This window comes from Agromyces sp. NPDC057679 (assembly GCF_042799635.1).
Lineage (GTDB): Bacteria > Actinomycetota > Actinomycetes > Actinomycetales > Microbacteriaceae > Agromyces.
The window spans coordinates 200,486-213,982 of record NZ_JBHVIK010000002.1 but is presented as its reverse complement, the minus strand read 5'-3'; the positions used below and the strand labels follow the sequence as shown (position 1 = coordinate 213,982).

Here is a 13,497-nt window from a genome sequence, read left to right as displayed (position 1 = left end):
TCGTATAGTGGGAGTACGACCGTTCGTATTGTTTGAGGAGTCGAGATGTCCGCCGCAACCGCCATCGCCGCAGGAGTCCGCCTGACCGGGTCGGTCTCGCCGACCGCAGGCGGCGCACTCGCCTACCCGCTCTTCATGCGCGTCGGCCCGCGCACCCCCGTCGCGCCGGCCGACCGCGCCACCCACGACTCGGCGCGGCGCAGCACCGTGCGCATTCCCGGCCTGCACCGTCGCGGCGTCGACGTGGTGAGCTACGAGTGGGGCACGGGCGACGACACCGTGCTGCTCGCCCACGGCTGGCAGTCGCGTGCGAGCGTCTTCGCCCCGCTCATCCGCGAGCTGCGCAGCGAAGGCTTCCGCATCGTCGCGTTCGACGGCCCCGCGAACGGCGACTCGCCCGGTCGCGGCACGTACCTCATCGACCACCTCGACGCGATGGAGCAGCTGCAGCGCCGCCACGGCCGCTTCCACGCGGTCGTCGGCCACTCGTTCGGTGCGCTGGCAGCGCTCATGGCCGCGCACGACGGCCTCGACACCCACCGGGTGGTCGGCATCGCCGGCGCGGCCGACCCGCGAACATTCATCGAGGGGTTCGGCGAGATGCTCCGCCTCGACCGACGCACCCGCGACGCGCTCGCGGCGCGGTTCTCCGCGAAGCTGTTCCCGGGCGGCGGCGACCCCTTCGAGCGGTACTCGGCGGCGAGGCATCCCCTTCGGCCCGAGACCGCGCTGCTGCTCGTGCACGACCGCGGCGACCGCCGCGTTCCCTACGCCGAGTCCGAGCGACTGCTCGCCGTGAACCCCGGTGCCCGCTTGGTGCCGACGGAGGGTCTCGGCCACAACCGGGTGCTCCGCGCAGATGTGACGCTCGACGCCGTCGTCGACTTCCTCACCGCGCCGGACGCGGCGCTCGCCGCGCCGGCGCGCGTCGACGCGGACGCCGACGCCGAACTCGCAACCCGAGTCGGCCCGCCGGCCTGAGCTGCGCGGCGGGCGTCAGCCGAACCGACGGCCGTCAGCGCACGCGGCCGTTGCCAGGACCGTTCCCGCCCGAGTGACGGCCGAGAGGTTCGGCGACCGGTCGGTCGGTGCTCGCCGAGTCCGCGCTCGAGGTCGTGGTCGCATCGGCGTCGCGGTCGCGGTCCGCGTCGGCGTCGACATCGGGGTCGACGCGGTCGGCCTTCCTGAGGTGGTCGTCCGCCTCGGCGCGGAGCTCCTCGGCGGCGGACTGCCGCTCGACGCTCTCCCGATCGAGCCGATCGGCTTCGAGACGGGCCTCGGCGGCTGCCGCCTGCGCCTGCTTCGCGTCGGCCGCAGCCCGGGCGGCGTCGGCGTCGCGCTGGCGCGCGGCGGCATCCGTCTCGGCTGCGCTCTGCCGCAGTTCGGCGGCCTTGCGCCGACCGGCTTCGGCCTGTGCCTCCCGGCGCCGCCGATTGGTGGCCATCACGACGATGACCACGATCGCGATGACCACGACGATTCCGACGACGATCCAGATGATGGTGCTGGTGTCCACGGTGATCGGCCTCCTCAGCTCGATCACCCCATCGAACCGCGGCGCGACCGCAGCGGCAACGCCTTGCGGATCCCGCTGATGTGCGGGATGATCCGGCGGCGCGAGCGCCGTCGCGACGGCCCGTCGGGCGCTACTCGCCCTTCGCGCCGGCGTCGGTGACGCTCACGTCGGAGCGATGGAAGTTGTGGAACGAGCGCGAGGCCGTCGGCCCCCGCTGGCCCTGGTAGCGGCTCGAGTAGTCGGCCGAGCCGTACGGCTTCTCGGCGGGCGACGACAGGCGGAAGAAGCACATCTGCCCGATCTTCATGCCCGGCCAGAGCTTGATCGGCAGGGTCGCCACGTTGCTGAGCTCGAGCGTGACGTGCCCCGTGAAGCCGGGGTCGATGAAGCCCGCGGTCGAGTGCGTGAGCAGGCCGAGCCGGCCGAGCGAGCTCTTGCCCTCGAGGCGCGCGGCGACATCGTCGGGCAGGGTGACGGCCTCGAACGTCGAGGCGAGCACGAACTCGCCCGGGTGCAGGATGAACGCCTCGTCGGGCTTCACCTCGATGAGGTGGGTCAGCTCGGGCTGGTCTTCTGCCGGGTCGATGAAGGGGTACTTGTGGTTGTCGAACAGCCGGAAGTACCGGTCGAGCCGCACGTCGACGCTCGACGGCTGCAGCATCGACGCGTCGGAGGGTTCGAGCTTGATGCGCTGCAGGTCGAGTTCGGCCCTGATGTCACGATCCGAGAGAAGCACCCGCCCAGCCTACCGAGCGCCGGTGATCGCGATGGGCGGGGAGCGAAGCGCATCGAGACCCGTCATGCCCGGTCGGGTAGCGAAGCGACTCGAGACCCTTGCTACGATGGTCACCGCTGCACCCTTCGGATGCCGCACGCCGATGTAGTTCAATGGTAGAACTTCTGCTTCCCAAGCAGACAGCGCGGGTTCGATTCCCGTCATCGGCTCCGATACCCGGCCTCGCGGAAGCATCGGACGGGGCCACAGCGCCGGCCCTGAGGGCTTGGACGCGATGCAGCCACCTGGTTCAGGTGCGGTTCCCGCTCGGGCGTCCGCCTCGCCGACCGCCGAGCCAGCCCCTGCGCCGGAACATCGCGTAGGCGATGAGATCGAGCACGATCATCGCTGCACCCACCGCCAACCAGCCGAACTCCCACTGGACCAGCGGCAGATTCTTGAAGTTCATGCCGTAGATCCCGCCGATCACGGTCGGAATGGCGAGCAGCGCCGCGAACGCGGAGATGGTGCGCATGTCCTGGTTCTGCCGGGTGGAGACATTGCTCTCGTGGCTCGTGACCGCCGCGTCGAGCGCAGCATGCTCAGCGCCGGCGAGCTTGGCCACGCCCTCGATGTCGTGCTCGAGGTGCGTGAAGTACTCACCCAGCTCAGGTCCCATCAGGTCTTCGATCTCGCCCCTGCTCGACCTGATCGCCTCGGAGAGCCCCGTCACGGCACGATCGATTCGCCCGATGCGTTGCCGGAGGCGATAGATGCGCCGGTAGTCCTCGTGGACCCGGCTGTCGAACACCTCCTCCTCGACCTTCTCGAGTTCGCGCTCGACGCCGGCGCCGAGCTCGACGAAATCGCGCACGACCGCGTCGAGGATGCGGTACACCGCCGAGATCGGCGAGGTGACCGGCACGAGCCCGTCGGACCGCAGCAGTTCATCGATGTCCCGGAGCTCGTCTGCGGGTCCCTGCTGGACCACCAGGCAGTCGCGTTCGTTGAAGATCACGACGATGTCGGAATGCGTCGCCGGGTCGGTGCCGTTCCAGTTCACATCCCAGAGTGTGAGGTGGAGATGCTCCGCGAGCCGCTCGAGCTTCGGCTCCTGGCGGCCTTCGGCCAGGTCGTCGACGATCAACGGGTGCAGGCCGAACCGCTCCGCGAGCCGTCCGAGTTCGCCCGCGTCGGGATTGACGGATCTCGCCCAGACTCCGGGGTTCGTGCGCGTGTCAGTCATCGCCGACCTCGTCTCTGCACCCGCTGTGCCACCTGCCACGCTATGCGCGCACGCCGAGTCCGTACACGGGGTTGCCCTCGCCGCTCGATCGGGCTAGCCGTTCGGTCGTCGCGACGACGCCGAGCACGCCGCGCGCCGCGCGCCTCGCGGCAACCCCTGGGCAGTGTGCTGCCGCCGCCGTCATCCCGCGACGGTGAACGTCGCCCGCAGCAGCCTTTCCTCCCGCGAGGACGGACCGACGCGCAACTCGAAGTCGCCCGGCTCGACCAGGCGCTCACCGCGGGCGTTCACGATCGAGCACTCCGTGACCGGGAGCTCGATCGCGACCGTCGCCGTGGCTCCGGGCTCGAGGTCGACCTGCTGGAACGCCTTCAGTTCCTTGTCGGCCCAGCTCACCGAGGTGACGGTGTCGCTCACGTAGACCTGGACGGTCTCGCGGCTCGGCCGCGCGCCCGTATTGCGCAGCGTGAGGGTCGCGCGCACGACGTCGCCCGCATCGAGCTCGGTCGCTTCGAGCACCAACCCCGAGTACTCGACCTCGGTGTACGAGCGCCCCTCGCCGAACGCCCACGCGGGCGACTGCGTGAGGTCGGCGTAGCGGGTGCCGTGCTGACCGCGGATCTGGTTGTAGTAGGTCGGCTGCTGGCCGACGTGGCGGGCGAACGAGATCGGCAGGCGCCCGCTCGGCTCGACGAGGCCGAGCGCGAGCTCGGCGATCGCCCGCCCGCCCTCCATGCCCGGCGACGCCGCCCAGACGACGGCCGAGGCGCGGTGCGCCGAGGGCGGCAGCACGAGCGGCTTCGAGGCGAGCAGCACCACCACGAACGGCGTGCCGGTCTCGGCGATCGCGTCGAGCAGCGCGATCTGGCCGCCGATGAGGTCGAGCGTCGCGGTCGAGCGCCCTTCGCCGACGAGCTCGATCACGTCGCCGACGACGACGACGGCCACGTCGGCCGCGCTCGCCTGCTCGACCGCCTCGGCGATCATCGCCTCGTCAGGCGCCGACGGCACCACGATCTGCGGCCGGGGCTGTCCGTCGGGGAAGGTCGCGCCGGCCGGGTCCTGCTCGAGGGTGAGCACGTCGGCGCCGCGGGCGTGCGTGATCGCCCAGCCGTCGGGCGCGAAGCGCCGGAAGCCGTCGAGCACCGTCGTGATCATCTCGCGCGGCTGGCCGTCGAGCCATCCGGCCTGACCCGAACTGCCCGCCCAGTCGCCGAGCTGCGTCTGCGCGTCGTCGGCGAGGGGGCCGACGACGGCGATCGTCCGAGTCGCGGCCGCCGGGCCGGCGAGCGCCCGCCCCGTGGCATCCGCCTCGAAGCCGCCGCCCAGCGGAAGCAGCCCGTCGTTCTCGAGCAGCACGAGCGAACGGCGCGTGAGCTCGAGGTTGAGCGCACGGTGGTCGGGCGTCGCGATCTCGGTCGCGATGCGCTCGCGGTCGGGGTGCCGCGGGTCCTCGAAGAGGCCGAGCTCGAACTTGAGGGTGAGGATGCGGGCGACCGCCGCGTCGAGCTCCGACTCGGCGAGGAGGCCCTGCTCGATCGCGTCGAGCGCGCCGCGGTAGAACCCGGGCGTGGTCATGACCATGTCGTTGCCGGCCTTGACCGTCGCGGCCGACGCGTGCGCGTAGTCGGGCTGGATCTGCTGCTCCCACACCATGCGGCCCACGTTGTCCCAGTCGGTGATGAGCGTGCCCGTGTAGCCCCACTCCCCCCGCAGCACGTCGGTGAGCAGCCACTCGTTGAGGGTGATCGGCACGCCGTCGGTGGTCTGGTAGCCGAGCATGAACGTGCGGCAGCCCTCCCGGGCCACGCGCTCGAACGGCGGCAGGAACCACGACCGCAGCTTGCGCGGCGAGAGGTCGGCCTCGCTCGCATCGCGGCCGCCCTGCGTCTCGGAGTAGCCGGCGAAGTGCTTCGCCGTCGCGAGGATGGCCCGGCGGTCGTCGAGCCCGTCGCCCTGGTAGCCGCGCACCATGGCCGAGGCGAGCTCGCCGATGAGGTGGGGGTCCTCGCCGAAGGTCTCGTCGACGCGGCCCCAGCGCAGGTCGCGGCTGATGCAGAGCACGGGCGAGAAGGTCCAGTGGATGCCGGTGGCGGCGACCTCGACGGCCGTCGCCCTGGCGGCGCGCTCGACGAGGTCGGCGTTCCAGCTGCCGGCCATGCCGAGCTGGGTCGGGAAGATCGTGGCGCCCTCCCAGAACGAGTGGCCGTGGATGCAGTCCTCGCCGACGAGCAGCGGGATGCCCAGGCGCGTCTGGGCGACGAGCTCGTGCGCGCGGTCGAGCCGCTCGGGCGAGGTGTGCAGGATGGAGCCGACGTGCTTGCCGAGCACGAGGTCGTCGAGGTCGTCGCGGGCGTCGAGCTGCAGCATCTGCCCGACCTTCTCCTCGACGGTCATGCGGGCGACGAGGTCGGCGACCCGATCGGCGATGGGCAGGGCGGGGTCGCGGAAGGCCGGGGCCCGGTCCTCGAGCGGCAGGGCGGTCACGGTGGTGCTCCTCGGTCGTGCGTCGATGTCGGTCATGAGGTGGTCGCCTTCGCGGCATCCGTCGTCGTGGCGGCGGGTGCGCGCACCGCGGTCACCGCGCTCGTGGCGCTCAGCCCCTGCTTGCGCAGCGCGCGGGCGCGCTCGCCCGCCGAGCGCAGGCGCGGGTTGACGTACTCGTCGATGCCGAAGTTGATGAGCGCGAGAGCCGTGCCGAGCAGCGCGATGCAGAGGCCGGCGGGCACGTACCACCACCAGTAGTCGGGGAAGGCGCCGTTCTGCTGCGCCCAGAACAGGATGGTGCCCCAGTTGAGGTTCGTGATCGGGATGACGCCGATGAACGCGAGCGTCGTGAGGCCGAGCACCGCCGCGGTGACCGTGCCGACGAAGCTCGAGGCGATGATCGCCATGAGGTTCGGCAGCATCTCGACCGCGATCACCCGCCACAGCGGCTCGCCGTTGGCGCGGGCCGCCTGCACGAAGTCGCGGCTGCGCAGCGACATCGTCTGCGCGCGGAGCACGCGACCGCCCCACGCCCAGCCGGTGATCGCGAGCACCGCCGAGATGAGCAGCAGGCTCGGATTCTCGTACTGCGAGGCGATGATGATCATGAGCGGCAGCCCGGGGATGACGAGGAACACGTTCGTCAGCATCGACAGCGACTCGCTGCGCCAGCCCCCGAGCATGCCCGAGGTCACGCCCACGATGATCGCGATGAGGGTCGCGATGACCCCGGCCAGGAACCCGACGACGAGCACGCCGCGGGTGCCGTAGATGATCTGGCTCAGCACGTCCTCGCCCATGTGCGTCGTGCCGAGCCAGTGCGCCGGCGAGGGCGGCTGCTTGAGGGCCGAGTAGTCCTTCTCGAGCGGGCCGTACGGGGCGATCAGGTCGCCGAAGACGGCGAGCACGGTGAAGAAGCCGAGGATCGCGAGGCCGGTGAGCGACTTGCCGTTGCGGAACATCGAGAACGAGGCGCCCATGCGCTTCCACATGTTGCGGCCGGGGCGCGAGCCCTCTGGGGCGGACTCGCGCAGGGCGGTCGTCGTCGGGATCGTCATGTCAGGCCTCCAGCTGGCGGGCGCGCGGGTCGAGGATCGCGTAGGCGATGTCGGCGAGGATGTTCGCCGCGAGCACCGCGAGCGTGATCACCAGGAACAGGCCCTGCATGAGCGGGTAGTCCTTGGCGTTCGTGGCGTCGAGCAGCAGCTTGCCCACGCCGGGGTAGGAGAAGACGAGCTCCATCACGAGGGTGCCGCCGACGATGAAGCCGAGCGAGAGGGCGAAGCTCGAGAGCTGCGGCAGCATCGCGTTGCGGGCGGCGTAGCCGGTGACGACCTCGCGCTCGGGCAGTCCCTTCGCCTGCGCGACCGTGATGTAGTCCTCGTCGAGGACCGTGATCATCATGTTGCGCATGCCGAGGATCCAGCCGCCGAGGGAGGCCACGACGATCGTGAGCGCCGGCAGGGTGCCGTGGTAGATGACGCTGCCGATGAACTCCGCGTTGAAGCCGGGGGTCACGCCCTTGTCGTACGCGTGCGACGCGGGGAACCAGCCGAGCGTCGTCGAGAAGATCGCGATCGCGATGAGGCCCATCCAGAAGTACGGCACGGTCGAGAAGAACGTGGCGATCGGGAGGGCTGCGTCGGCCTTGCTGCCCCGCCGCCAGCCGATGAAGGCGCCCGCCGCGGTGCCGAGCAGGAACGAGATGATCGTCGCGAGGCCCACGAGCCCGATCGTCCACGGCAGCGCGACCGCGATGACGTCGGTCACCGGCGACAGCCCGTGCGAGAACGAGCGGCCGAGGTCGCCGCTCAGCAGCAGCCGCCAGTAGTCGAGGTACTGCTGCCAGAGCGGGGTCTCGTGGTCGAGGCCGAACAGGGTGCGCAGCGCGTCGGCGGCCTCGGGGCTGATCTTGCCCTGGTTCTTCGCGAGGAAGGCCGACACCGGGTCGCCCTTCATCATGCGGGGCAGGAAGAAGTTGATCGTGATCGCCGCCCACAGGGTGACGAGGTAGAACACGACGCGTCGGACGATGAACCTCACGAGCGGGCTCCTTCGGCGCTCGGGGCCGCGAAATGGCGGTCGGGGTCGGGGGATGCATCGCGCAGGGCGCGGGTGTACTCCTGCGTCGGGCGCAGGATGACGTCGTCGGCGGGGCCCTGCTCGACCACCCGGCCGTGGTGGAGCACCATGATCTCGTCGCTGAAGTGACGGGCGGTCGCCAGGTCGTGCGTGATGTAGAGCACGCCGAGCTGCGACTCGCGCTGGAGCTCGGCGAGCAGGTTCAGCACGCCGAGGCGGATCGACACGTCGAGCATCGACACCGGCTCGTCGGCGACGAGGAGGCTCGGCCGCGAGGCGAGCGCGCGGGCGATCGCCACCCGCTGGCGCTGGCCGCCCGACAGCTCGTGGGGGCGGCGGTCGATGACGCGGGCGGCGTCGAGCCGCACCCGCTCGAGGAGGCGGTGCACCTCGGCGTCGACCTGGTCGCGGGGCACCACCTTGTCGAGCCGCAGCGGCCGCTCGAGGTGATGGCGGATCGTGTGGTACGGGTTCAGCGAGGCGAACGGGTCCTGGAAGACCATGCGCACCTGCGCGCGATATCGGCGCAGTGCGCCGCCCGAGCGCGGGATCGGGCGCTCGTCGAGCAGCACCTGGCCCTCGCTCGGCCGCTCGAGCTGGGTGATGATCTTCGCGATGGTCGACTTGCCGCTGCCCGACTGGCCGACGAGGGCGAGGGTCTGGCCGCTGCGCAGCGTGAAGTCGACGTCGTCGAGGGCGAGCATCTGGCCGGCCCCGCGCACCCGGTAGCGCTTCGTGACGTTGCGGAATTCGAGGACGGTCATGCCGAGAGCTCCTGGGCGACGGTGGAGGTGGTGAGCGGGGCGATCGCCGCGGCGCGCACGAAGTCGCCGCGGTCGCCGGTCAGGCTCGGGAACGAGCTCAGCAGCGTGCGCGTGTACTCGTGCTGGGGGTTCCGGTAGAGGTGCTCAGCGGTGTCGAGCTCGACGATGCGGCCCTCGCGCATGACCGCGATGCGGTCGGAGATCTCGAGGAGCAGCGGCAGGTCGTGCGTGATGAAGACGACCGAGAAGCCGAACTCGTGTCGCAGCTCCGAGATCTTGCGCAGGATGTCCCGCTGCACGAGCACGTCGAGGGCCGTCGTCGGCTCGTCCATGATCATGAGCTGCGGCCGCAGGGCGAGCGCCATCGCGATCATGACGCGCTGGCGCATGCCGCCCGAGAGCTCGTGGGCGAACGACTTCAGCCGTTCGCGTCCGACGCCGACGATCTCGAGCAGCTCGCCGCACTCGCGGGTGCGCTCGGCGCGGCTCATGCCGGGTCGGTGCGTCGTGAAGACGTCGGCGAGCTGGCGGCCGATCGGCAGCACCGGGTTGAGCGCGTTCATCGCGCCCTGGAAGACCATCGACGCCTTGTTCCAGCGGAAGCGGCGCATCTCGTCGTCGGTGAGCGCACCGATCGAGACGTCTTCGCCTGCTGCGTCGTGGAAGACGACCTCGCCGCCCGTGATCACGGCCGGCGGCTTGAGCAGCCGCTGCACGCCGTAGGCGAGGGTCGTCTTGCCGCACCCGGACTCTCCGGCGAGCCCGAGGATCTCACCCCGGCGGAGTTCGAGGGTGACCTCGCGCACCGCCTCGACGGGCGGATCGCTCTCGTAGGTGACGCTGAAGTCGGTGATGCTGAGGAGGGCGTCGTCGCTCATGTGTCGTGTCTCTCACGTGGTGCGGGAGCCGGGCCGTCGCCGGCCCGGCTCCCGCTGGGGTGGATCAGTCGGCCGGCTGCAGCTTGGTCAGGATGTAGACCGAGGTGGGCTGCGTCGGGTCGGCGGGGACGTAGGGGTCGTCCTCGCCGGGCCAGCCCACGTAGTTGCGGGTGTTGTACTGGCCGATGAAGGGGCGCGTGCCGACGGGGATCGTCGGCACCTCGTCGACGAAGATCTTCTGCACGGTCTCGAGGGCGGCGGCGCGCGTGGCGTCGTCGGTCGCGGTCGCGTACTCGGTGAGCGCGGCCGTGGCCTCGGGGCTGTCGAAGCGACCGAAGTTGAAGTCGGCGGCCTCGCCGATCGGCTTCAGGAAGCGGCCGTCCATCTGGTCGCTGTAGAGGTCGTACGGCGTGGCGCCCGAGTCCGTCCAGTGCAGGATCGCCTGGAAGTCGCCCTCGCTCTTGGCCGCCCACCAGCTGTCGGCGTCGGGGGTGTCGACGGCGGCCTCGACGCCGAGCTCCTTGACGGAGTCGGAGATGAGGCTGATGCCGGTCACGTAGTCGTTCCAGCCCTGCGGCACGGTGAGGGTGAAGGTCACCGGCTCGCCGTCGGGGTCGACGAGCGCCTCGCCGTCCCACGTGTAGCCGGCGTCGGAGAGCACCTTCTTGGCGGCGTCGACGTCGACCGAGTACTCCTCGCCCGCGAACTCGTCGGCGATGTAGGCGTCACCGGCGGGGGTGGGGAGGCCCGTGACGCTCGTGAGCTCGGGAACGCCGCCTTCGCGGGCGATCTCCTGGTGCTTCTGGCGGTCGACCACGAGGTTGACGGCCTTGCGGAAGGCGACGTCGTCGAACGGCTTGGTCGTCGTGTTCACGAACATCGAGTCGGTGCCGAGGCCCGCGGCCGCCCAGTAGACGTTGTGCTCCGGGTCCTTGTCGAGGTAGGCCGACTGCACGTTCGGGATGAATGCCTGCGCCCAGTCCGCGTCGCCGTTCGCGAGGGCGGTCGTGAGGGCCGTGTTGTCGGCGTACGAGACGTAGTACAGCGTCGGCACGGCGAGCTCTCCGCCCCAGTAGTCGTCGCGCGCGGTGAGCTCGACGGCCTGGCTGTCGAACGTGCTGAGCACGTAGGGGCCGGTGCCGACCGGCTCCTCGTTCACGAAGGTGGTGGGGTCCTCGACGTCCGCCCAGACGTGCTCGGGGAGGATCAGCGTGTGCAGCACCTTGTCCTGCTTGACGAACATCGGCGTCGCGAAGGTGATCGTGGCGACGTTGCCGTCGATCGCGACGTCGGAGATGCCGAGCGCCTTGGTGTCGAGCGCCGGGTTGCCCTTGATCAGCTCGAAGGTGAAGGCGATGTCGTCGGCGGTGAAGTCCTCGCCGTCGTTCCACTTCACGCCGTCGCGCGCGGTCAGCTGGACCGAGGTGTAGTCGTCGGACCACGCGATCTCCGATGCGAGCCACGGCACGACGTCGGCGCTCGGGTCGACGAGGTTCACGATGCCGAGCGGCTCGAAGATCGCGTTCGCGTAGCCGAGGCGCATCGCCGACGAGTCGTTGATCCAGGGGTTGTTGCCCTCGGTCGTGATCGGGCCGTCGGGCTTGGCGATGGTCAGGGCGGCCCCGGCCTCGGGGCTGCCTTCGTTCGAGTTTCCGCTCGTGCATCCGGTGAGCACGAGCGCGGCCGCGATACTCGCGGCCACCAATGCGGGCTTCAGCCTCACTGCTGTCTCCTCAGGGGTTCGTCGTCCGGCTCGGCCGGATCGGATGTGATCGTCACTGCGCGGCGCGTACCCCTGGTGCCCTTCGGGCGGAGCGGACGGCGCTGTCGCAGCATGGTTGGTGCTCGCGATTTACCTTACTGACAAGTCAGCAAATTGCAAGCGGCTCCCTCGAAACCCTGCCGCGCCGCCTCTCCCGCGCCCCCCGATCGGCATAGACTTACCGGTCGGAAGGTCGTCGAGAGGGGCAGGATGTCGGACAGCGTCAAGCGACCCCGCTCGCGCCCGGAAACGCTTGCGAAGCGCCGCGAGATCCTGCAGGCGGCGACGGAGGTCTTCGGCAACAAGGGTTTCACGAACGGCACGCTCGTCGAGATCGCCGAACACGTCGGAATGACGCACGCGGGAATCCTGCACCACTTCGGCTCGAAGGACCAACTGCTGATGGAGGTCCTCACGTATCGCGATCAGAGCGATGTCGCCGACCTGGAGGAGCAGCACATCCCCGGCGGGCTCGAGCTGTTCCGCCACCTCGTGCGCACGGCGTTCGCCAACGCGCAGCGGGCGGGCATCGTGCAGGCGTTCGTCGTGCTCTCGGGTGAGTCGGTGACCGACGCCCACCCCGCGCAGGCCTACTTCTCCGAACGCTACCGGGTGCTCCGGGGCCAGGTCGTCGAGGCATTCGACGTCGTCTGCGCCGAGCGCGGCGTCACCGACACCGCGAGCGTCGCGCACGCGGCGAGCGCGATCATCGCCGTCATGGACGGCCTGCAGGTGCAGTGGCTGCACGCACCCGAGGAGGTTGAGCTCGCCGAGGCGACCGAGTTCGCGATCGGGGCGATCGTCTCCGCCGTCCTCGATCCCCGGCCGTCGCCGCTCGCCGACGACTGAACGCGGGCGCCTAGCCCTCCGCGCTGGGCGGCGCCGTCGACGGCATCGGCTCCGGGCTCGCGGCGTCCGCCTGCTGATGCTCGGCGATCGCCCGCTCGAACGTGGCGATCGTGGCGGCGTCGACCGCCCCGGTGGGTTCGACCCCGAGCGCCGCCTGGAACTCCTTCACCGCCTCGGTGAGGGCGTCCGTCCACTTCCCGTCGACCGGGCCGTCCCAGAACCCGGCGAGCTTCAGGGTCTGCTGGATCGCGGCGGTCGAGGCCAGCGAATCCTGTGCCGCGGCGCCGCCGAGTGCCAGGAGTTCGGCCTGCAGGGCGGCGGCGGTCGCCTTGTCGACGGTGCCGGTGACCGGCAGGCCGTTCGCCTCCTGCAGGTCCTCCACCGCCTGGACGGTCATCGGCCCCGAGATCCCGTCCACCGTGCCGGAGTAGTAGCCCGTCGCCGCGAGGTCCTCCTGGAGCGCCAGCGTGTACGCGCCGACCGCAGCCTCGGCCTCCAGCTGCTGCTCGTCGGTCAGGCAGCCGGCGTCGGCGAACAGGTTCAGCCAGGCCATCTCGAGCGCGACCACCGCGCTGTTGAACAGCTCGGATGCCTCCGCCAGCGGCGTCTGCTCGGTGACGGCGGCCTGCGCGTCGGCGAACTCCGCGTCGGCCTGCTTCACCCGGTCGACGGACGCGGTCGGCGCGAGCGGCGCCGGGCTCGACGGTTCGGTCGCCGTGACGCTCGGCGAGCCGGTCGGGCCGGCCTCCGCCGCGGCCAGCGCCGCACGGGCGTCCGCGAGCTCCTGCTCGGCGACCAGGAGGTCCTGCTGGGCCTCGACCGCCGCCTCGGCGCCGTCGAACGCGTCGTCCCGGGGTTCGGAGAGGTCGGCGCCCGCCTCCCGTACATCGCCGACGGTCGGCGCGGTCGAGGTGAGGACGTCGCCGTACCGGTCGAGTGCGGCGATGTAGCTCTTGCTCGCGCCGCAGAACTCGTCCGACGCGCCCGCGAGGTCCGCCTGGGCCTCGGCGACGGCCCGCTCCTTCGCGGCGACCTGGGCCTCGGCCCGATCGACGCTGCTCATGCCCTCCGTGCAGCCGGCGAGCCCGACCGCGGCGATCGCGGCGCACGCGGCGGCGACCGCGACCCGCCCTGACGCCCTCGTCCGTTCGAACATCACACGTCGCCCCCGATCGTGATCAGAAACCCCTGGCTCATC

General features: G+C 70.8%; 12 protein-coding genes and 1 tRNA gene. 3 read left to right on the top strand and 10 right to left on the bottom strand.

The genetic code is table 11. The features are described from left to right. The first annotated feature begins 45 nt into the window (after positions 1-45). Positions 46-981 (top strand): alpha/beta fold hydrolase, encoded by a 936-nt coding sequence (locus ACFVAJ_RS07900; protein WP_376942848.1) that lies wholly within the window; start codon positions 46-48, stop codon positions 979-981. A 34-nt stretch (positions 982-1,015) separates the two neighbouring features. Here the strand turns inward: ACFVAJ_RS07900 and ACFVAJ_RS07895 are convergent, their stop codons facing one another. Further along, positions 1,016-1,516, bottom strand: coding sequence for a hypothetical protein (locus tag ACFVAJ_RS07895; protein ID WP_376942846.1), 501 nt, complete (start codon positions 1,514-1,516; stop codon positions 1,016-1,018). A gap of 130 nt (positions 1,517-1,646) precedes the next feature. Then, entirely contained in the window at positions 1,647-2,252 is a 606-nt protein-coding gene (dcd, locus tag ACFVAJ_RS07890; protein ID WP_376942845.1) for a dCTP deaminase, read from the bottom strand. A gap of 138 nt (positions 2,253-2,390) precedes the next feature. Here dcd and ACFVAJ_RS07885 point away from each other — a divergent pair. Further along, positions 2,391-2,461, top strand: a tRNA-Gly gene (locus ACFVAJ_RS07885). 80 nt (positions 2,462-2,541) lie between these two features. Here the strand turns inward: ACFVAJ_RS07885 and ACFVAJ_RS07880 are convergent. The 7 genes from ACFVAJ_RS07880 to ACFVAJ_RS07850 form a co-directional block, all read right to left on the bottom strand. Then, a complete protein-coding gene (locus ACFVAJ_RS07880; protein WP_376942843.1) occupies positions 2,542-3,477 on the bottom strand; it encodes a CorA family divalent cation transporter in 936 nt (311 codons plus the stop codon). Positions 3,478-3,657: 180 nt separating this feature from the next. Beyond that, positions 3,658-6,000: a glycoside hydrolase family 3 N-terminal domain-containing protein gene (locus ACFVAJ_RS07875; protein WP_376942842.1), complete on the bottom strand. Its 2,343-nt coding sequence runs from the start codon at positions 5,998-6,000 to the stop codon at positions 3,658-3,660. After that, a complete protein-coding gene (locus tag ACFVAJ_RS07870; protein ID WP_376944602.1) occupies positions 5,997-6,956 on the bottom strand; it encodes an ABC transporter permease in 960 nt (319 codons plus the stop codon). The genes ACFVAJ_RS07875 and ACFVAJ_RS07870 overlap by 4 nt, the downstream gene beginning before the upstream one ends. Positions 6,957-7,023: 67 nt before the next feature. Further along, positions 7,024-8,007, bottom strand: a complete 984-nt coding sequence (locus ACFVAJ_RS07865) for an ABC transporter permease (protein WP_376942840.1) — start codon at positions 8,005-8,007, stop codon at positions 7,024-7,026. Next, entirely contained in the window at positions 8,004-8,810 is an 807-nt protein-coding gene (locus ACFVAJ_RS07860) for an ABC transporter ATP-binding protein (protein WP_376942838.1), read from the bottom strand. Before ACFVAJ_RS07860 ends, ACFVAJ_RS07865 begins: the two co-directional genes overlap by 4 nt. Then, on the bottom strand, positions 8,807-9,688 hold the full coding sequence (locus tag ACFVAJ_RS07855) for an ABC transporter ATP-binding protein (RefSeq protein ID WP_376942836.1): 882 nt from the start codon (positions 9,686-9,688) through the stop codon (positions 8,807-8,809). The genes ACFVAJ_RS07860 and ACFVAJ_RS07855 overlap by 4 nt, the downstream gene beginning before the upstream one ends. A 64-nt stretch (positions 9,689-9,752) precedes the next feature. Next, a complete protein-coding gene (locus ACFVAJ_RS07850; RefSeq protein ID WP_376942834.1) occupies positions 9,753-11,390 on the bottom strand; it encodes an ABC transporter substrate-binding protein in 1,638 nt (545 codons plus the stop codon). Between the two features lie 270 nt (positions 11,391-11,660). Between ACFVAJ_RS07850 and ACFVAJ_RS07845 the strand changes: the two genes are divergently transcribed. Further along, positions 11,661-12,299: a TetR/AcrR family transcriptional regulator gene (locus ACFVAJ_RS07845; protein WP_376942832.1), complete on the top strand. Its 639-nt coding sequence runs from the start codon at positions 11,661-11,663 to the stop codon at positions 12,297-12,299. A gap of 10 nt (positions 12,300-12,309) precedes the next feature. On the opposite strand, the gene ACFVAJ_RS07840 is transcribed toward ACFVAJ_RS07845, so the two are convergent. Continuing rightward, entirely contained in the window at positions 12,310-13,455 is a 1,146-nt protein-coding gene (locus ACFVAJ_RS07840) for a peptidoglycan-binding protein (protein ID WP_376942830.1), read from the bottom strand. Positions 13,456-13,497: the final 42 nt, after the last annotated feature.

Coding starts and splice junctions, on each gene's coding strand:
- ACFVAJ_RS07900 (WP_376942848.1), top strand. CDS start 46: ATGTCCGCCGCAACCGCCATCGCCGCAGGAGTCCGCCTGACCGGGTCG.
- ACFVAJ_RS07880 (WP_376942843.1), bottom strand. CDS start 3,477: ATGACTGACACGCGCACGAACCCCGGAGTCTGGGCGAGATCCGTCAAT.
- ACFVAJ_RS07875 (WP_376942842.1), bottom strand. CDS start 6,000: ATGACCGACATCGACGCACGACCGAGGAGCACCACCGTGACCGCCCTG.
- ACFVAJ_RS07870 (WP_376944602.1), bottom strand. CDS start 6,956: ATGTGGAAGCGCATGGGCGCCTCGTTCTCGATGTTCCGCAACGGCAAG.
- ACFVAJ_RS07860 (WP_376942838.1), bottom strand. CDS start 8,810: ATGACCGTCCTCGAATTCCGCAACGTCACGAAGCGCTACCGGGTGCGC.
- ACFVAJ_RS07855 (WP_376942836.1), bottom strand. CDS start 9,688: ATGAGCGACGACGCCCTCCTCAGCATCACCGACTTCAGCGTCACCTAC.
- ACFVAJ_RS07845 (WP_376942832.1), top strand. CDS start 11,661: ATGTCGGACAGCGTCAAGCGACCCCGCTCGCGCCCGGAAACGCTTGCG.
- ACFVAJ_RS07840 (WP_376942830.1), bottom strand. CDS start 13,455: ATGTTCGAACGGACGAGGGCGTCAGGGCGGGTCGCGGTCGCCGCCGCG.